15 protein-coding genes are annotated in these 17,785 nt (G+C 62.5%); 10 read left to right on the forward strand and 5 right to left on the reverse strand.

Annotated elements, in window-relative coordinates; translation table 11 throughout:
* Positions 1-103: 103 nt before the first annotated feature.
* Entirely contained in the window at positions 104-2,071 is a 1,968-nt protein-coding gene (gene mnmC / locus J5M56_RS18820) for a bifunctional tRNA (5-methylaminomethyl-2-thiouridine)(34)-methyltransferase MnmD/FAD-dependent 5-carboxymethylaminomethyl-2-thiouridine(34) oxidoreductase MnmC (RefSeq protein WP_207937529.1), read from the reverse strand.
* A 106-nt stretch (positions 2,072-2,177) separates the two neighbouring features.
* On the opposite strand from mnmC, the gene pap reads away from it, so the two are divergent.
* A complete protein-coding gene (pap, locus tag J5M56_RS18825; RefSeq protein ID WP_060479750.1) occupies positions 2,178-3,671 on the forward strand; it encodes a polyphosphate:AMP phosphotransferase in 1,494 nt (497 codons plus the stop codon).
* 119 nt (positions 3,672-3,790) lie between these two features.
* On the forward strand, positions 3,791-4,744 hold the full coding sequence (locus tag J5M56_RS18830) for a DMT family transporter (RefSeq protein ID WP_207937530.1): 954 nt from the start codon (positions 3,791-3,793) through the stop codon (positions 4,742-4,744).
* 105 nt (positions 4,745-4,849) lie between these two features.
* On the opposite strand, the gene J5M56_RS18835 is transcribed toward J5M56_RS18830, so the two are convergent.
* Positions 4,850-6,244, reverse strand: a complete 1,395-nt coding sequence (locus J5M56_RS18835) for a class II fumarate hydratase (protein ID WP_207937531.1) — start codon at positions 6,242-6,244, stop codon at positions 4,850-4,852.
* Positions 6,245-6,397: 153 nt separating this feature from the next.
* Here J5M56_RS18835 and J5M56_RS18840 point away from each other — a divergent pair, with 153 nt between their 5' ends.
* The 7 genes from J5M56_RS18840 (at position 6,398) to J5M56_RS18870 (ending at position 14,192) form a co-directional block, all read left to right on the forward strand.
* Positions 6,398-6,922 carry a DUF2059 domain-containing protein gene (locus J5M56_RS18840; RefSeq protein ID WP_060480527.1) on the forward strand — a complete coding sequence of 175 codons (525 nt, stop codon included), beginning with the start codon at positions 6,398-6,400 and terminating at the stop codon, positions 6,920-6,922.
* Positions 6,923-6,932: 10 nt separating this feature from the next.
* Positions 6,933-7,229: a BolA family protein gene (locus J5M56_RS18845; RefSeq protein WP_060480526.1), complete on the forward strand. Its 297-nt coding sequence runs from the start codon at positions 6,933-6,935 to the stop codon at positions 7,227-7,229.
* Positions 7,230-7,347: 118 nt separating this feature from the next.
* Complete coding sequence (locus J5M56_RS18850) at positions 7,348-8,280, forward strand: rhodanese-related sulfurtransferase (protein ID WP_207937532.1); 933 nt, start codon at positions 7,348-7,350, stop codon at positions 8,278-8,280.
* Between the two features lie 3 nt (positions 8,281-8,283).
* The gene (locus J5M56_RS18855; RefSeq protein ID WP_060480524.1) at positions 8,284-8,916 is read left to right on the forward strand and encodes a DsbA family protein; all 633 of its coding nucleotides are present in this window, start codon (positions 8,284-8,286) and stop codon (positions 8,914-8,916) included.
* A complete protein-coding gene (locus J5M56_RS18860; RefSeq protein WP_207937533.1) occupies positions 8,909-10,741 on the forward strand; it encodes an ABC transporter ATP-binding protein in 1,833 nt (610 codons plus the stop codon). The genes J5M56_RS18855 and J5M56_RS18860 overlap by 8 nt, the downstream gene beginning before the upstream one ends.
* 169 nt (positions 10,742-10,910) lie before the next feature.
* Positions 10,911-13,367 (forward strand): EAL domain-containing protein, encoded by a 2,457-nt coding sequence (locus J5M56_RS18865; protein ID WP_186476562.1) that lies wholly within the window; start codon positions 10,911-10,913, stop codon positions 13,365-13,367.
* A 39-nt stretch (positions 13,368-13,406) separates the two neighbouring features.
* Positions 13,407-14,192 carry an iron-containing redox enzyme family protein gene (locus J5M56_RS18870; RefSeq protein WP_060480521.1) on the forward strand — a complete coding sequence of 262 codons (786 nt, stop codon included), beginning with the start codon at positions 13,407-13,409 and terminating at the stop codon, positions 14,190-14,192.
* 117 nt (positions 14,193-14,309) lie between these two features.
* On the opposite strand, the gene J5M56_RS18875 is transcribed toward J5M56_RS18870, so the two are convergent.
* The 3 genes from J5M56_RS18875 to ubiG form a co-directional block, all read right to left on the reverse strand.
* On the reverse strand, positions 14,310-15,050 hold the full coding sequence (locus J5M56_RS18875) for a YciK family oxidoreductase (RefSeq protein ID WP_060480520.1): 741 nt from the start codon (positions 15,048-15,050) through the stop codon (positions 14,310-14,312).
* A gap of 156 nt (positions 15,051-15,206) precedes the next feature.
* Entirely contained in the window at positions 15,207-15,878 is a 672-nt protein-coding gene (gene mupP, locus J5M56_RS18880) for an N-acetylmuramic acid 6-phosphate phosphatase MupP (RefSeq protein WP_060480519.1), read from the reverse strand.
* 2 nt (positions 15,879-15,880) lie between these two features.
* On the reverse strand, positions 15,881-16,579 hold the full coding sequence (gene ubiG / locus J5M56_RS18885; RefSeq protein WP_060480518.1) for a bifunctional 2-polyprenyl-6-hydroxyphenol methylase/3-demethylubiquinol 3-O-methyltransferase UbiG: 699 nt from the start codon (positions 16,577-16,579) through the stop codon (positions 15,881-15,883).
* 112 nt (positions 16,580-16,691) lie between these two features.
* Between ubiG and mtnA the strand changes: the two genes are divergently transcribed.
* Positions 16,692-17,768, forward strand: coding sequence for an S-methyl-5-thioribose-1-phosphate isomerase (gene mtnA / locus J5M56_RS18890; RefSeq protein ID WP_186476564.1), 1,077 nt, complete (start codon positions 16,692-16,694; stop codon positions 17,766-17,768).
* Positions 17,769-17,785: the final 17 nt, after the last annotated feature.

Raw genomic sequence — 17,785 nt, forward strand, 5'->3', positions numbered from 1 at the left:
GAGTTTTAGATCGATTGGTTATAAATGACGAAGTGGCAGGTCATGTTCACCGATCGATGTTCATGAGCATCCGCCGGTTGGCAGCGGCTCTGAGTTCTGCCGATCACTTTCCTCGAATCAGCTGTCGCAGCATGAATCGATTCGGATGGCACGCCTCGGCCACCGCTTTAGGCAAAGGCAGTGGCTCCCCGCTGGCCCAGGCCGCAATCAGCTCGCCACTGAGCGGCGCGGTGATCAACCCACGTGAGCCGTGCCCGCTATTCACATACAGCCCGTCCAACCAAGGGCAAGCTACATCGGGCACCTGCCGGGCATCCTTGGCAAGCACGGCATAGGCCTCTGTGAACAGGGCAGGGTCTGCCAGGGGCCCGACGATCGGCAGGTAATCCGGGCTGGTACAGCGAAACGCCGCACGCCCCTGCAACTGCGTCGGGTCCAGTGTGTCTGCGCCCAGGCGAGATGCCAGGTCAACGGAAATCCCATTCAATAACCGCAGATTACCTTGGTGCTCGGCTACCGTGGGCGTCAGGTCGTCGCTGCTGAAGTCAAAGCTGGCGCCCAAGGTGTGTTCATCCTGTCGGGGCGGCGCAACGTAGCCATCGGCACAGACCACGGTGCGCAGTGCTCGGCTGGCGCAGGTTGCCGGCAGGCGGGTGATCTGCCCGCGAATGCGCTTGAGCGGCAACTGCGAGCAGGCGGGGAACCTGCGTACATCGGCAGCCGCGGCCAGCACCACCAGCGGCGCGCTGGCCAGCTGGCGCTCGCCGTCCCACGCTTGCCAGAGGCCTTGGACTTTGCGCAGCTGCAGCACATGCTGGTGAGGCTGGACGCGGATGTTGGGGTGTTGCAACTGTGCCTGGCACAAAGACGGCGGGTGCACCCAGCCACCTTCCGGGTAGTACAGCCCGCCCGCTGGCAGCGCCACCCCCGCAACTGCCTCGGCCTCAGCCTGCTCCAATGCCTGTAGCAACCCGCTGTCGAAGGCCTGGGCAAGCTTGGCCTGACGTTCGGCTTCCTTACCGTCGAAGGCCAATTGCAGAACCCCGCAGGCGTCCCACTGTTCGCCGCGCTGCAAGCGCTCGAGCTGGCGCCGGGTATAACCGAAACCGGACAGGATCAGTTGCGACAGGGCGGTGCCATGGGCAGACAGTTTCAGGTACAGCACCCCTTGAGGGTTACCGGAGGCTTCCTGGGCCGCAGCCCAGTGGCGCTCCAGCACCGTCACCTGCCAACCTCGCCTGGCCAGGCTGGCGGCAGTGGCACTGCCCGCCAGGCCTGCCCCGATCACCAGTGCCTGGCGCGGCCCGACTAGCGGTGCCGGGCGGGCATACCAAGGGGCGCTGTCGGTGGCTGGAGGTTGCCCGGCGTACAGGCCATTCATCACTTCCCATTTCTTGCCGATGCCAGGAATTTTCTTCATGGCGAAACCGGCCTCGATCAGCCCCCGGCGCACCCACCCGGTAGTGGTGAAGGTCGCCAGCGCCGTGCCTGCATGGGCCAGCCGCGCCAACTGCGAGAACAGCTCGGGGGTCCACATGTCGGGGTTTTTCGCGGGCGCGAAACCGTCGAGGAACCACACATCGATGCGCGCATCCAGTTGCGGCAGTTGTTCCAGTACGTCGCCGATCAGCAAGGTCAGGGTTACCCGGCCGTTATCAAAGCTGAACTGCTGGAAGCCTGGGTGAACCGCCACATACTGAGCCAGGAAAGGTTCGGTGAAACCGGCCATCTGCGGCCATAGGCGCGCAGCGCGGGCCATGTCGTCATGGGCCAGGGGGTACTTTTCGACGCTGATGAAATGCAGCCGTGCATCGGGATCTGCCGTTTCGGCGAACAGCTGCCAGGCGCAGAAGAAGTTCATGCCGGTGCCGAAGCCGGTTTCCCCGATCACCAGGCACGCCTGTGGCTCAAGCTCGGCGAAGCGTTGCGCCAGGCGGGTCTGCTCGAGAAATACGTAGCGGGTTTCGTCGGTGCCTTCGTTTTTCGAGAAGTAGACGTCGTCGTACTGCCGCGAGTGAGGGCGGCCCTGGTCGTCCCAGTCGATCTGGGCATGCTGAAGAAGGGTGGACATGGTTGGCTCGGTTGCAGCGGATGTGCGGATTTTATGTCATCTGCAGGGTTTGCACAGGCACAACGCAAATCCGCTAGTCTTGCTTATCCAATCAAGGAGCCAGTGCATGTTCGAATCCGCGCAAATCGGCCACAGCATCGACAAGGACACCTACGACGCAGAGGTCCCCGCGTTACGCGAGGCACTGCTTGATGCACAGTACGAACTCAAGCAGCAGGCACGTTTCCCAGTGATCGTGCTGATCAACGGCGTCGAAGGTGCCGGCAAGGGCGAAACGGTCAAGCTGCTCAACGAGTGGATGGACCCGCGCATGATCGACGTGCTCACCTTCGACCAGCAGACCGACGAGGAGCTGGCTCGGCCACCGGCCTGGCGCTACTGGCGGGCCTTGCCGCCCAAGGGGCGGATGGGCGTGTTTTTCGGCAACTGGTACAGCCAGATGCTGCAGGGGCGGGTACATGGTGTGTTCAAGGATGCCGTGCTCGACCAGGCCATCACCGGTGCCGAGCGGCTGGAACAGATGCTCTGCGACGAAGGGGCGCTGATCATCAAGTTCTGGTTCCACTTGTCCAAGAAGCAGATGAAGGCGCGGCTCAAGTCGCTCAAGGACGACCCCCTGCACAGCTGGAAGATCAGCCCCTTGGACTGGCAGCAGTCGCAAACCTACGACCGTTTCGTGCGTTTTGGCGAGCGCGTGCTGCGCCGCACCAGCCGTGACTACGCGCCATGGCACATCATCGAAGGCGTCGACCCGAACTATCGCAGCCTGGCGGTGGGGCGCATCCTGCTCGAGAGCCTGCAGGCGGCACTGGCGAACAACCCGAAGGGCAAGCACCAGGGCAACGTCGCCCCGCTCAGTCACAGCATCGACGATCGCAGCCTGCTGGGCGCGCTGGACATGACCTTGCGCCTGGACAAACACGACTACCAGGAACAGCTGGTCACCGAACAAGCGCGTCTGGCTGGCCTGCTGCGCGACAAACGCATGCGCCGGCACGCCTTGGTGGCGGTGTTCGAAGGCAATGACGCCGCCGGCAAGGGCGGTGCCATCCGCCGGGTCGCCGCCGCGCTGGACCCTCGCCAGTACCGGATCGTGCCAATTGCCGCGCCCACCGAAGAGGAGCGCGCCCAGCCCTACCTGTGGCGGTTCTGGCGGCATATCCCGGCGCGCGGCAAATTCACCATCTTCGACCGCTCCTGGTATGGCCGCGTGTTGGTGGAGCGGGTGGAGGGCTTTTGTAGCCCGGCCGACTGGATGCGCGCTTATAGCGAAATCAACGATTTCGAAGAGCAACTGGTCAATGCCGGTGTGGTGGTGGTCAAGTTCTGGCTGGCAATCGATCAGCAGACCCAGCTCGAACGCTTCGAAGAACGCGAGCAGATTCCGTTCAAGCGCTACAAGATCACCGAGGACGACTGGCGCAACCGCGAGAAGTGGGACGACTATACCCAGGCGGTGGGTGACATGGTCGACCGCACCAGCAGCGAAATTGCCCCTTGGACCCTGGTTGAGGCCAATGACAAGCGCTGGGCGCGGGTGAAGGTGCTGCGCACGATCAACGAGGCGCTGGAGGGCGCTTTCGCCAAAGGCAAGAAATGACCCAGCATGCCGCCACGGAATGACCCTATGAATTTATTTCCCGGCATTTTCCACCGGGGCCTAGCGCTGAGCCCTTAGAATCGGCCTAAACCCATCAAGGGCTCTGGTTCGAGGACTGTATGCACACAACTTCCGGCCGCTGGGGCTATGGCCTATTCCTGGCGCTGCTGACAGCACTGCTCTGGGGCATCCTGCCGATCAAGCTCAAGCAGGTGTTGCAGGTGGTCGATCCACTGACCGTCACCTGGTATCGGTTGCTGGTCTCTGGCGGGTTGCTGTTCGCCTGGCTGGCGGCCCAGCGCCGCTTGCCATTGGCCCGCAAGCTGGGGCGCAAGGGCAAAGGCCTGGTAGCGTTAGCTGTGCTCGGCCTGATGGGCAACTATGTGCTGTACCTGATCGGCTTGAAGTTGCTCAGCCCAGGCACCGCCCAACTGGTGGTGCAGATGGGCCCCGTACTGTTGCTGGTGACCAGCGTGTTCGTGTTCAAGGAACGGTTCACCCTGGGGCAGGGCATTGGTTTGGTCGTATTGCTGTGCGGGTTTGGCTTGTTCTTCAACCAGCGGCTCGAGGAGCTCCTGACCTCCTTGGGCACCTACACCACCGGCGTGCTGACCATTCTGCTGGCGACCAGTATCTGGGTGTTCTACGCCTTGAGCCAGAAGCAGTTGCTGACGGTGTGGCATTCGCAGCAGGTGATGATGGTCATTTACCTGAGCTGCGCAGTGCTGCTGACGCCCTGGGTACACCCGTTGCAGGTGTTGCAACTGACTGGGGTGCAGGGTTGGCTGCTGCTGGCCTGTTGCTTGAACACCCTGGTGGCCTATGGCGCATTCGCTGAGGCGCTAGCGCACTGGGAGGCATCGCGGGTCAGTGCCACCCTGGCGCTGACACCGCTGGTGACCTTCGTTGCGGTGGCGCTGGCGGCCTTGGCATGGCCTGAGTACGTCCACGCCGAAGATATCAATGCCCTGGGGTATGTGGGTGCGGTGACGGTGGTGGCGGGTTCGAGCTTGGTGGCGCTTGGGCCATCGCTGGTGGCGGGGTGGAAGGCCAGGCGGGCGCGCCTGGCCTGAGTGGGTCGGTTATCTCCTCAGGGATGAATCCGCAGCTCCCGAAAGCTCACACAGCCGGTAGGAGCGGGGGTACCCGCGAAGAGGCGGGCACAAGCGCACTATCATTCAGCCCTTGCTGCCTGGCGCCAGCATGTTCTCCGGCCGCACCCATTGGTCGAACTGCTCGTTGGTCAGGTACTGCAGCTCCAGGGCCGCTTCGCGCAGCGTCTTACCCTCGGCATAGGCCTTCTTGGCAATCTCGGCTGCTTTGTCGTAGCCAATATGCGGGTTCAACGCCGTCACCAGCATCAGGCCCCGTTCCAGGTGCGCCGCCATCTGCTCGGCGTCCGGTTCGATCCCCGCCACGCAGTGCTGCTGGAAGTTGCGACAGCCATCGGCCAGCAGTTCGATCGACTGCAACAGATTGTGGATGATCACCGGCTTGAACACGTTCAGCTGCAGATGCCCCTGGCTTGCAGCAAAACCGATCGTCGCATCGTTGCCCAGCACTTGGCAGGCCAGCATCGACAGCGCTTCGCACTGAGTCGGGTTGACCTTGCCTGGCATGATCGAGCTGCCCGGCTCATTGGCCGGCAGACGTACTTCGGCCACCCCTGCGCGTGGGCCGGAGCCGAGCAGGCGCAGGTCGTTGGCGATTTTCATCAACGCCACCGCCAAGGTTTTGAGCGCACCGGCCAGGCTGGTGAGCGGCTCGTGCCCAGCCAGAGCCGCGAACTTGTTGGGGGCGGTGACGAAGGGCAGGCCTGACAGAGCGGCCAGCTCAGCGGCAACCGCTTCGGCAAAGCCATGCGGGGCGTTCAGCCCCGTGCCCACAGCAGTGCCACCTTGCGCCAGTTCATACACTGCCGGCAAGGTGGCGCGGATGGCGCGCTGGGCGTACTCGAGTTGGGCGACGAAAGCTGAGACTTCTTGGCCGAAGGTGATCGGGGTGGCGTCCATCATGTGCGTACGGCCGGTCTTGACCAGCTTGCTGTGGCGCGCCGAAAGCTCGGCCAGCCCCGCGGACAACTCGGCGGCAGCCGGCAACAGCTTTTCATGCACCGCCTGGGCAGCGGCGATGTGCATGGCGGTGGGGAAGCAATCGTTGGAGCTCTGCGAGCGGTTGACGTGGTCGTTGGGGTGCACAGGCGCCTTGCCGCCGCGGCCTTGGCCGGCCAGCTCGTTGGCACGCCCGGCGATCACCTCGTTGACATTCATGTTGCTCTGGGTGCCGCTGCCGGTCTGCCACACCACCAGTGGGAACTGGTCGTCATGTTCGCCGTTGAGCACTTCGTTGGCGGCCTGTTCGATCAGCCGGGCGATGTCGGCGGGCAGGTCGCCGTTACGGTCGTTGACCCGCGCGGCGGCTTTTTTGATCAGCGCCAGGGCGTGCAGCACCGCGAGCGGCATGCGTTCCTTGCCAATGGCAAAGTTGATCAGCGAGCGCTGGGTCTGGGCGCCCCAATAGGCGTCCTCAGGAACTTCGACCGGGCCCAGGCTGTCTGTCTCGATACGGCTCATGCTGCATTCACTCCATTGTCAGTCAGAATCAGCAGTTTAGGCCCTCATATGGGCGAGCGGTTCATTCGCTCGTCGTGCCACTTGAGCGCTATGCCTCTGCGGGAGCAGAATGCTCCACTCTGAGGTACCGCCTCCCTCCCTGAAGGAAATGCAATGACCCGTCTCCGTGTCCTCTGCGCTGCCGTTGCCCTGGCTTGTGCCAGCGGCCAGGTGCTCGCTGCCACCGCCAGCCACAACGCTGCCGCCGAGAAATTCCTGGCCCTGGCCAATGCCGACAAACTGGGCACCCCGGTGTACATGCAGGTGCAGCAGATGTTTGCTCAGCGCTTCGCCCAGACCAAAGCTCCTGCTTCCAAGCAGGCGGTGCTCGAGAGCTACCAGGCCAAGGCCAACGCCGCGCTGGACAACGCCATCGGCTGGAACAAGCTCAAACCGAAGATGGTCGACCTGTACACTCAGACCTTCACCGAGCAGGAGCTCAAGGACCTGGTCAAGTTCTACGAGTCGCCACTGGGCAAGAAAGTGCTGCGTGAAATGCCCAAGGTCACCCAGCAATCGGCGCAGTTGACCCAGACCAGCCTGGAACCAGCGGTCCCTGTGGTCAACAAGCTGCTCGACGACATGACCAAGGAGCTGGACCCGAACGCTGGCAAGGCCGCGGCCCCTGCGAAAAAGTGAGTTTCAGCCAATGAGCATGCAGCAACGCATCGAGCAGCAACTGGCCGCGCTGGCCCCACAGCACCTTGAAGTGATCGACGAGAGCCACATGCACAGCCGTGGCCAGCAGACCCACTACAAGGCCGTGATCGTCAGCGAGCAGTTCGCCGGGCTCAACAGCGTCAAGCGGCACCAGAAGGTGTACGCCACCATGGGTGAGCTGATGGGCCAGATCCATGCCCTGGCGATTCACACCTATACGGCCGAGGAGTGGGCCAAGGTGGGCGTAGCACCGGCCTCGCCGGTGTGTGCCGGTGGTGGCCACTGAAACCGCTTTTTCGTTCTGGTACAATTCTGCAACATCCGGGGGCCGCTATGCGGCCCTCGCGTTTTTCGTCAAACCCGGTCTGCCCCTTACGAGGGCAACCACCTGGAGATCCACCTGAATGTCCCAAGCTATCGTCGTGGCGGCGCTGTACAAGTTCGTCACCCTGAAAGATTACGTCGAGCTGCGTGAGCCGTTGCTCAAGGCCATGCTCGACAACGGCGTCAAAGGCACCTTGCTACTGGCCCACGAAGGCATCAATGGTACCGTTTCGGCCACCCGCGAAGGCATCGACGGCCTGCTCGCGTGGCTGCGCAACGACCCGCGCCTGGTGGATGTCGACCACAAGGAATCCTACTGCGACGAGCAGCCGTTCTACCGCACCAAGGTCAAGCTCAAGAAAGAGATCGTCACCCTTGGCGTGCCAGGCGTCGACCCTAACCAGGCGGTAGGCACTTATGTCGAGCCCAAAGACTGGAATGCGCTGATCAGCGACCCTGAAGTGCTGCTGATCGATACCCGTAACGACTATGAAGTGGCCATCGGCACCTTCAAAGGTGCGATCGACCCCAAGACCGAAACCTTCCGCGAATTTCCCGACTACATCAAAGCCAACTTCGACCCGAGCAAGCACAAGAAGGTGGCGATGTTCTGCACCGGCGGTATCCGCTGCGAAAAAGCTTCCAGCTATATGCTCGGTGAAGGCTTCGAGGCGGTCTATCATCTCAAGGGTGGCATCCTGAAATACTTCGAGGAAGTGCCTCAGGAAGAAAGCCTCTGGGACGGCGACTGCTTCGTCTTCGACAACCGCGTCACGGTGCGTCATGACCTGAGCGAAGGCGAGTACGACCAGTGCCATGCCTGCCGCCACCCGGTCGATGCCAAGGATCGCGAGTCCGAGCACTATTCACCAGGCGTGAGCTGCCCACACTGCTGGGACACCCTGAGCGAAAAGACCCGGCGTAGCGCCATCGATCGGCAAAAGCAGATCGAACTGGCCAAGGCCCGCAACCTGCCACACCCGATCGGTTACAACTACAAAGCCGAGGCCTGACCCATGACTGCCCGCCTGCTCTACGTGATGGACCCGATGTGCTCCTGGTGCTGGGGTTTCGCGCCGGTTGCCCAGGCCCTGATCGCCCAGGCCGCCGCGGCGGGCGTCGCCACGCGGGTGGTGCCAGGTGGGCTGCGCAGGGGCGGCAACGCATTGGATGGCTCGACCCGCAAGTACATCCTGGAACATTGGCAGGCCGTGGCTGAGGCCACGGGGCAGCCGTTTCGTTACGACGGCGCCATGCCTGACGGCTTCGTCTACGATACCGAGCCTGCCTGCCGTGCCCTGGTTGCCGCCCGTGAGCTGGATGCCGAACGGGTGTGGCCGCTGCTGACGCTGATCCAGCGTTCTTTCTACGAGCAGGGTGTTGATGTGACCCGCGCGCCGCAACTGGTGGAGCTGGCCCAGCAGGTGGGGTTCGATCGCGAGCGCTTCGCTGTGCAGTTCGCCAGCCACGACATCCGCGCCGCCACCGCCGCCGATTTCACCTGGGTGCAAGATTTGGGCATCGCTGGGTTCCCAACCTTGCTGGCTGAGCGCAATGGCCAATTGGCACTGCTGACCAACGGCTACCAGTCACAGGCCACCCTGCAACCGCTGCTGGGCCGTTGGCTGCAGCAGGCTGCTTGTGCTTGACCTTCCAGGGTCGCCAGACCCTGTGCCAGGGAAGCCTGCGGCTGCGGCTGATCGTCTGAGCTGGGCAGAAATACGCCGCCTGGCCCTGCACCACAAGAAAAACCTCTGGGCTGCCAATTTGGTGGCCGTGCTGGCCGCCTGCTGCAGCGTGCCAATTCCGCTTCTGTTGCCACTGCTGGTCGACGAAGTGCTGCTGGGCCATGGTGATGCCGCACTGAAATGGATGAACCATCTGTTGCCCAGCGGGTGGCAGGTCGCGGCCGGCTACATCGGCCTGATGCTCGCGGCCACCTTGAGCCTGCGCCTTGCGGCGCTGGCGTTCAACGTGGTGCAGGCCAAGCTGTTCGCGGGCCTTGCCAAGGATATCGTCTACCGTCTGCGCATCCGCCTGATCGAGCGGCTCAAGCGCATTTCGCTGAAAGAGTACGAAAGCCTGGGCAGCGGTACCGTGACCACGCACCTGGTCACCGACCTGGATACCCTCGACAAGTTCGTTGGGGAAACCCTGAGCCGCTTTCTGGTGGCCATGCTGACGCTGACCGGCACCGCCGCGATCCTGATCTGGATGCATTGGAAACTGGCGCTGCTGATCCTGTTGTTCAACCCGCTGGTGATCTACTTCACCGTGCAGTTGGGCAAGCGTGTGAAGCACTTGAAAAAGCTCGAAAACGACAGCACCTCGCGCTTTACCCAAGCGTTGTCGGAAACCCTGGATGCCATCCAGGAGATCCGCGCGGGCAACCGCCAGGGCTACTTCCTAGGCCGTCTTGGCTTGCGCGCCCGTGAAGTGCGCGATTATGCCGTGGAATCGCAATGGAAAAGCGATGCCAGCGGCCGCGCCAGTGGCCTGCTGTTCCAGTTCGGTATCGATATCTTCCGGGCGGCGGCGATGCTGACCGTGTTGTTCTCCGACCTGTCGATCGGCCAGATGCTGGCGGTATTCAGCTACCTCTGGTTCATGATCGGCCCGGTGGAGCAGCTGCTCAACCTGCAATACGCCTACTACGCCGCAGGCGGCGCCCTGAGCCGGCTCAACGAGCTGCTGTCGCGCGCTGACGAGCCGCAGTACCCGGCCGCTTGCGACCCGTTCGTCGGTCGCGAAACGGTGGGCATCGAAGTGCGCGACCTGCGCTTTGCCTATGCCGATGAGCCGGTGCTCGACCAGCTGGATCTCACCATTGCCCCCGGCGAGAAGGTGGCCATCGTCGGGGCCAGTGGCGGTGGCAAGAGTACCTTGGTGCAACTACTGCTTGGCCTTTACAGCGCCCAGGCGGGAACCATCCGCTTTGGCGGGGCCAGCCTGCAGGAAATCGGCCTTGAAACTCTGCGCGAAAACGTCGCCGTGGTGCTGCAACACCCCTCGTTGTTCAACGACAGCGTGCGTGCCAACCTGACCATGGGGCGCGAGTGCACCGATGAAGCCTGCTGGCAGGCGCTGCGTATTGCCCAGCTGGACGCCACCATCGCCGCCTTGCCCCAGGGGTTGGACAGCGTGGTCGGGCGTTCCGGGGTGCGTCTGTCCGGTGGCCAGCGCCAGCGCTTAGCGATTGCCCGGATGGTGCTGGCCGAGCCAAAGGTGGTGATTCTCGATGAAGCCACTTCTGCGCTGGATGCCGCTACCGAGTACAACTTGCACCAGGCTCTGGCGCGTTTTCTCAGTGGCAGGACCACACTGATCATTGCCCACCGCTTGTCGGCGGTTAAGCAGGCCGATCGGGTGCTGGTGTTCGACGGTGGGCGTGTGGCCGAAGATGGCGACCATCAGCAGCTGATTGCCGAGGGCGGCCTTTATGCCAAGTTGTATGGGCACTTGCAGCAGACCTGACAGCGTGGCCGGTGCGGGCCAGTTGGTGGGTGGACCCGCTCCCGGTGTTGCGGCTGCGCGGCACCGCAGCTTTTAGGTCTAAATATTCCTCTCCTTGTCGATGGCAAATGGCCTACGCTGAACTGGTCTGGGTTGATTCAAGTCTTATCTGCTCTGTGACAGGGACTCAATGAAGGGAAATCGCACTCTAGAAGCGCCAAGACTGGTGGGTATCATTTGGCCCTTCATCGCCGTCGTCGTCTTCCAGGTGCTTTTGGGAAGCCTCAGCCTCTATGCGCTTTCGGCTGTGCGTGCCTATGTGGCCGGGGAAAGCCTGTGGTCCAAGGCCCAGAAAGACGCGATCTACTACCTCAACCTGTATGCCGATGACCGTGACGAGGGTACCTACCAGCGTTACCGCCAGGTCATGACCATTCCCCAGGGCGACCACGAGTTGCGCGAGCTGCTCGACCAGGCAAGCCCGGACCTGGCAGGCGCTCGGCAGGCCGTGCTCAAAGGTGGCAATCACCCTGACGATGCCGACAGCATCATCTGGTTCTATCGCAACTTCCGGCATGTCAGCTACATGCAGACGGCGATCGACTACTGGAACATTGGCGATGCGTACCTGAACAAGCTCGACGTTCTGGCTGACGAGATGCACAGCGGTTTCGCCGCCGGGAACGTTGGCCAAGCTCGGCTCGACGAATGGAAAGCCCGCATCGTGGCAATCAATGAAGGCGTCACGCCGGCTGCCAAAGCATTCAGTGATGCCTTGGGCGAAGGCTCGCGCATGCTGTTGCGGGTACTGTTGGTGACCAATCTGCTGACCGCGCTGTTTCTGATTGCCATTGCCTGGCGCCGTTCCAGCAAGTTGTTGGCCCAGCGGCAGGCGTTCGCCAGTGCCTTACGCGAGGAAAAGGAGCGGGCGCAGATCACCCTGGAGTCGATTGGCGATGCGGTGATCACGGCCGATGTCGATGGCAACATCGGCTACATGAACCCGGCCGCGGAACAGTTGACCAACTGGCAATCTGACCAGGCCCATGGCCTGCCGCTCGGAGCGCTGTTCAGCCTGCTTGACGAGCAGGAGCAATGCGAGAGCGGCTCGTTGGTCGAGCAGGTGCTCAGCGGCAGCCTCAAAGGTGGCGCCGAGCATGCCCGGCTGATCCAGCGCTTGGATGGCAGTACCGTGTCGGTCAACCTGGTCGGCTCGCCGATCATCAATAACGATCAGGTCGCCGGCATCGTGCTGGTGCTGCACGACATGACCCAGGAGCGTCAGTACATCGCCAACCTGTCATGGCAGGCGACCCATGACGCCCTGACGGGGCTGGCCAACCGCCGCGAGTTCGAATATCGCCTCGAACAGGCCCTCAATGGCCTGGCGCGCCAGACCGGCAGGCACTCGTTGATGTTCCTCGATCTTGACCAGTTCAAATTGGTCAACGACACCTGCGGCCATGCCGCTGGCGACGAACTGCTCAGGCACATCTGCGCAGTGTTGCAGTCGGGGCTGCGTGAAGGCGATACCTTGGCCCGTCTGGGGGGCGATGAATTTGGGGTGTTGCTGGAGAACTGCCCGGCCGAGCAAGCCGAGCGCTTGGCCGAAAGCCTGCGCCAAGCCGTGCAGAGCCTGCATTTCGTGTGGAAAGGCAGGCCCTTCGTAACCACTGTCAGTATCGGGCTGGTGCACATGGCCCAGGCGCCGTGCACATTGGAGGCATCGCTGCGCGCTGCCGACATGGCCTGCTACATGGCCAAGGAAAAGGGCCGCAACCGGGTGCAGGTGTACCATGCCGACGACAGCGAGCTGTCCATGCGCTTTGGCGAAATGGCCTGGATACAGCGCCTGCATGTGGCTCTGGAAGAAAACCGCTTCTGCCTCTATTGCCAGGAGATCGCCGCACTCAACCCCGGCGAAGGGCCCGGCCATATCGAGATATTGATACGCCTGCACGACGAAAGTGGCCGAACCATCCTCCCGGACAGTTTCATCCCGGCGGCCGAGCGGTACGGGTTGATGACGGCGCTGGACCGTTGGGTGGTCCGCAGCGTGTTCCAGGTCATTCGCCAGTGCCTGGACGAGGGCCGGGACGGGCCTCTGGCGATGTGCGCGATCAATCTGTCGGGTACCAGCATCGGCGATGACAAATTCCTCGAGTACCTGCAGCGGTTGTTCGTCGAATACGCCATTCCGCCCCGAATGATCTGTTTCGAGATCACCGAAACCAGTGCCATCGCCAACCTGGGTAGTGCCATCCGCTTTATCAACGAATTGAAAGGCCTAGGTTGCAAGTTCTCGCTGGACGACTTCTGTGCCGGGATGTCGTCATTCGCTTATTTGAAACATTTACCCGTCGACTTCTTGAAGATCGACGGAAGTTTTGTCAAAGATATGCTCGACGACCCGGTCAATCGTGCCATGGTCGAGGTGATCAATCACATCGGTCATGTCATGGGCAAGCGGACCATCGCCGAGTTCGTCGAAACACCGTTGATCGAGCAGGCCTTGCAGGAGATCGGCGTGGATTACGCCCAGGGCTATTTGATTGAACGACCACAGGTGTTCACCTGTGACAGTCTGCAGCGCCAACGGATTGCTGCGCGGCCCTTGCTGCATCGGGCGCCAGGAACATTTCGCTGAATACACGTCCGCTAAATCACAAGGATCAAGGAGCTGAAAGTGATTGACGCATTCGTACGTATCGGGCCCTTGATGGACCCGGCCAGTTATCCCCAGTGGGCCCAGCAGTTGATCGAGGACTGCCGCGAAAGCAAGCGTCGGGTGGTCGAGCACGAGTTCTATCAGCGCCTGCGTGATGGCCAGCTGCGTCAGTCGACGATCCGCCAGTACCTGATCGGTGGTTGGCCGGTGGTCGAGCAGTTTTCCCTGTACATGGCCTACAACCTCACCAAGACCCGCTACGCTCGCCACCCCGGCGAGGACATGGCGCGGCGTTGGCTGATGCGTAACATTCGCGTAGAGCTCAACCATGCCGATTACTGGGTACATTGGTGCCAGGCCCATGGTGTTCACTTGCACGATCTGCAGGCCCAGGACGTGCCGCCTGAACTCAATGGCCTGAACGACTGGTGCTGGCGCGTGTGCACCACCGAATCGCTGGCCATTGCCATGGCAGCGACCAACTATGCAATCGAGGGGGCGACCGGCGAATGGTCGGCGGTAGTGTGCGCCGAAGATACCTACGCCATGGGGTTCCCCGAGGATCAGCGTAAGCGGGCGATGAAGTGGTTGAAGATGCATGCCCAGTATGATGATGCACACCCCTGGGAGGCGCTGGAAATCATCTGCACGCTGGCCGGCGAGAACCCGACCCAGGGGTTGCGCAACGAGTTGCGCAAGGCAATCTGCAAAAGCTACGACTGCATGTACCTGTTCCTGGAACGCTGCATGCAGCTCGAAGGGCGCCAGCAAGGGCGCCTGCGCCCGGCTCTGGCAGCTGGCTGAAACCCTGCGTTGTTCGCGGGTTAACCCGCTCCTACAGCAAATACACAAGCCTTTACGGCGGTATAGGCCTTGGGAGCGGAGTTACCCGCCAAGCGTCCGGTGCAGGCGACGCAATACTTACTGCGCGTTGAAAGCCTGCCCGTTCACGCCCTTGCTGTCTGGCCCCATCAGGTACAGGTAAACCGGCATGATTTCTTCGGGCGACGGGTTGTTCTGCGGATTTTCGCTAGGGTAAGCCTGCGCCCGCATCGCGGTGCGTGTGGCGCCTGGGTTGATGCTGTTGGCGCGCACTGGGGCGACACCTTCCAGTTCGTCAGCCAGGGTCTGCATCAGCCCCTCGGTGGCGAATTTCGAAACGCCGTAGGCGCCCCAGTAAGCCCGGCCCTTGCGCCCGACACTGCTGGAGGTGAACACCACAGAAGCGTCTTCGGACAATTTGAGCAGTGGCAGCAGGGTGCTGGTGAGCATGAAGGTGGCATCCACATTGATATGCATCACCCGCATGAAATTCTCGCCTGAAAGTTGCTCCAGCGGCGTACGTGGGCCGATGATCGAGGCATTGTTGAGCAACCCGTCCAGCCGGCCGAACTGCTCCTCGATCATCACCGCCAGCTCATCGTATTGATGGGGCAGGGCGGTTTCCAAGTTGAACGGGATGACCACAGGCTGCGCGTGGCCAGCAGCCTCGATCTGGTCGTAAACCTCGTTGAGGTTGGCTTCGGTCTTGCCTAGCAGCAGCACAGTGGCCCCCAGCGCGGCGTAAGCCTTGGCGGCGGCGGCGCCAATGCCACGGCCGGCACCGGTAACCAGGATGACGCGGCCGGCGAGCATGCCGGGGCGGGCGGTGTAATCGAACATGGTTCTGTCCTTTGAATTCGTCGGGGCGTCCCTGGCCCCTTGTGGGGGCAGGTATACCCGCGACTGTGCATGATCAGGCGGCGGTATTGCCCGGCCTGACGCTTTCGCGGGTGAACCCGCTCACGCAGGGTTCAGGGCCGGGGCATCGACCGGAGTTCAGCAGCCGCACAGGGCGCTGTCGATGACCTTGCGCAACTCCAATGGGTGGTCCACCACCACATCGGCGCCCCAGTGGTTAGGGTTGTCGTCTGGATGAATATAGCCGTAGCGCACCGCAGCCGTGCGGGTGCCAGCGTCGCGGCCAGATTCGATGTCGCGCAGGTCGTCGCCGACGAACAACACGCTGGCAGGGTCCAGGTTCAGGGTTTTGCAGGCCAGAATCAGAGGCTCTGGGTCGGGCTTGCTGTTCTTCACGTGGTCCGGGCAGATCAGCAGCGCCGAACGCTCGGCCAGGCCCAACTGCTGCATGATCGGCTCAGCGAAGCGCACCGGTTTGTTGGTGACCACGCCCCATAGCAGCTTGCCCTTCTCGAGGTCGGCCAGCAGCTCGCCCATCCCGTCGAACAGCTTGCTGTGCACTGCGCAATCACGCTGGTACCGCTCGAGGAATTCCAGGCGCAGGGCTTCGAAGCCTTCATCTTCCGGGTTCATTGCAAAAGTCGCTGCGACCATGGCGCGTGCGCCGCCGGAGATCACGTCGCGAATCGCCTGATCATCGATGGCCGGCAGCCCCCGTTCGGCGAGCATGGCCTGGCAGATGGCGATGAAGTCCGGCGCCGTGTCCAGCAGGGTGCCGTCCATGTCGAAGAGTACTGCTCGCAAACGCATGCTCATTCCTCGCGCAGGGTCTGGATCATGTAGTTGACGTCTACATCGCTGCTCAGCTTGTAGTGCTTGGTCAGCGGGTTGTAGGTCAGGCCGATGATGTCCTTGACCTCAAGGCCTGCGCTGCGGCTCCAGGCGCCAAGCTCGGACGGGCGAATGAATTTCTTGAAGTCGTGGGTGCCGCGCGGCAGCATCTTGAGGATGTATTCGGCACCGACGATGGCCAGCAGGTAGGCCTTGGGGTTGCGGTTGATGGTCGAGAAGAACACCTGGCCACCAGGTTTGACCATGCGACAGCACGCGCGGATGACCGAAGAGGGGTCGGGTACGTGCTCGAGCATCTCAAGGCAGGTGACCACATCGAACTGCTCGGGCATTTCTTCGGCCAGCGCCTCAGCGGTGATCTGCCGGTACTCGACCTCGACGCCCGACTCCAGCTGGTGCAGCTGGGCCACAGCCAGCGGCGCCTCGCCCATGTCGATACCGGTAACGCGAGCACCACGCAAGGCCATTGCCTCGCTGAGGATGCCGCCGCCGCAGCCGACGTCCAGCACTTTCTTGCCCGCAAGGCCCACGCGCTCGTCAATCCAGTTGACGCGCAGCGGGTTGATGTCGTGCAGCGGCTTGAACTCGCTCTCGCGGTCCCACCAGCGGTGGGCCAGGGCTTCGAATTTAGCGATTTCGGCGTGGTCGACGTTGCTCATTGAACAATCCTCTGGAACTTGCACTTCAAATGGGGCGCAGTATAACCGAGCGTCTGCGGGCCAGGGTCGCTATAATCGCCGGCTTTTGATATCTGAACGACGGGGAGAGGCGATGCGCGAGCGACTTTTGGGAGCAGAGAAGGTGACCGGGATGCGCTGGCAAGGCGGCGCCCTGCACCTGCTCGACCAGCGTGCGCTGCCGTCGCAAGAGCGTTGGCTGACCTGCGACACGGTTACACAGGTGGCCCAGGCGATCCGCGACATGGCGGTGCGCGGCGCCGCAGCCATAGGCATTGCCGCGGCTTACGGCCTGGTGCTGGCCCTGGAGGAGCGCCTGGCCCAGGGTGGGGATTGGGAGATGGACCTGGAAGAAGACTTCCTCACCTTGGCCGAAGCCCGTCCCACCGCGGCCAACCTGTTCTGGGCGCTGAACCGCATGCGCGAGCGTTTGCAGCGCGTGCGTGGCGAGCAGAGCGTGCTGGCCGCCTTGGAAGCCGAGGCGATCGCAATCCATGAAAGCGACCGCGAAGCCAACCTGACCATGGCCCAACTCGGCACCGAGCTGATCCGTCGCCACCAAGGCAACGCCCAGACCCTGCTGACCTACGGCAACGCTGGGGCCCTGGCCAGCGGCGGTATCGGCACGGCCCTGGGGGTGATCCGCGCCGGGTATCTCGAAGGCATGGTGGAGCGGGTGTATGCCGGCGAAACCCGCCCGTGGCTACAAGGCTCGCGCCTGACCGCCTGGGAGTTGGCCCACGAAGGCATCCCGGTCACCCTGTGCGCCGATTCGGCGCTGGCACATCTGATGAAGACCAAGGGCATCACCTGGGTGGTGGTAGGGGCCGATTGCGTTGCTGCCAACGGCGATGTGGCCAGCAAGATCGGTACTTACCAGCTGGCCGTCAGCGCCATGCACCACGGCGTACGCTTCATGGTGGTGGCACCGAGCACCAGTATCGATCTCAATCTGGCCACCGGCGAAGACATTCCACTGGAAGAGCGCGAAGCGGACGAGTTGCTGGATTACGCCGGCACCCGTGTGGCGCCGCAGGTCGAGGCGTTCAACCCGGTTTTTGACGTGACGCCGGCTGATTTGATCGATGTGATTGTTACCGAGCGCGGCATCGTCGAGCGGCCAGACACCGCCAAGCTGGCTCAGTTGGTGTGCCGTAAGCGGCTGCATTGATCAGGGTAGGGCGGGAG

It is taken from the genome of Pseudomonas sp. 51_B (assembly GCF_017491595.1).
GTDB classification, from domain to species: domain Bacteria; phylum Pseudomonadota; class Gammaproteobacteria; order Pseudomonadales; family Pseudomonadaceae; genus Aquipseudomonas; species Aquipseudomonas promysalinigenes.

Excerpts from the sequence above, each read along its gene's own strand:
- mnmC (WP_207937529.1), bottom strand. The coding sequence starts at position 2,071 with ATGTCCACCCTTCTTCAGCATGCCCAGATCGACTGGGACGACCAGGGC.
- pap (WP_060479750.1), top strand. The coding sequence starts at position 2,178 with ATGTTCGAATCCGCGCAAATCGGCCACAGCATCGACAAGGACACCTAC.
- J5M56_RS18830 (WP_207937530.1), top strand. The coding sequence starts at position 3,791 with ATGCACACAACTTCCGGCCGCTGGGGCTATGGCCTATTCCTGGCGCTG.
- J5M56_RS18835 (WP_207937531.1), bottom strand. The coding sequence starts at position 6,244 with ATGAGCCGTATCGAGACAGACAGCCTGGGCCCGGTCGAAGTTCCTGAG.
- J5M56_RS18840 (WP_060480527.1), top strand. The coding sequence starts at position 6,398 with ATGACCCGTCTCCGTGTCCTCTGCGCTGCCGTTGCCCTGGCTTGTGCC.
- J5M56_RS18845 (WP_060480526.1), top strand. The coding sequence starts at position 6,933 with ATGAGCATGCAGCAACGCATCGAGCAGCAACTGGCCGCGCTGGCCCCA.
- J5M56_RS18850 (WP_207937532.1), top strand. The coding sequence starts at position 7,348 with ATGTCCCAAGCTATCGTCGTGGCGGCGCTGTACAAGTTCGTCACCCTG.
- J5M56_RS18855 (WP_060480524.1), top strand. The coding sequence starts at position 8,284 with ATGACTGCCCGCCTGCTCTACGTGATGGACCCGATGTGCTCCTGGTGC.
- J5M56_RS18865 (WP_186476562.1), top strand. The coding sequence starts at position 10,911 with ATGAAGGGAAATCGCACTCTAGAAGCGCCAAGACTGGTGGGTATCATT.
- J5M56_RS18875 (WP_060480520.1), bottom strand. The coding sequence starts at position 15,050 with ATGTTCGATTACACCGCCCGCCCCGGCATGCTCGCCGGCCGCGTCATC.
- mupP (WP_060480519.1), bottom strand. The coding sequence starts at position 15,878 with ATGCGTTTGCGAGCAGTACTCTTCGACATGGACGGCACCCTGCTGGAC.
- ubiG (WP_060480518.1), bottom strand. The coding sequence starts at position 16,579 with ATGAGCAACGTCGACCACGCCGAAATCGCTAAATTCGAAGCCCTGGCC.
- mtnA (WP_186476564.1), top strand. The coding sequence starts at position 16,692 with ATGCGCGAGCGACTTTTGGGAGCAGAGAAGGTGACCGGGATGCGCTGG.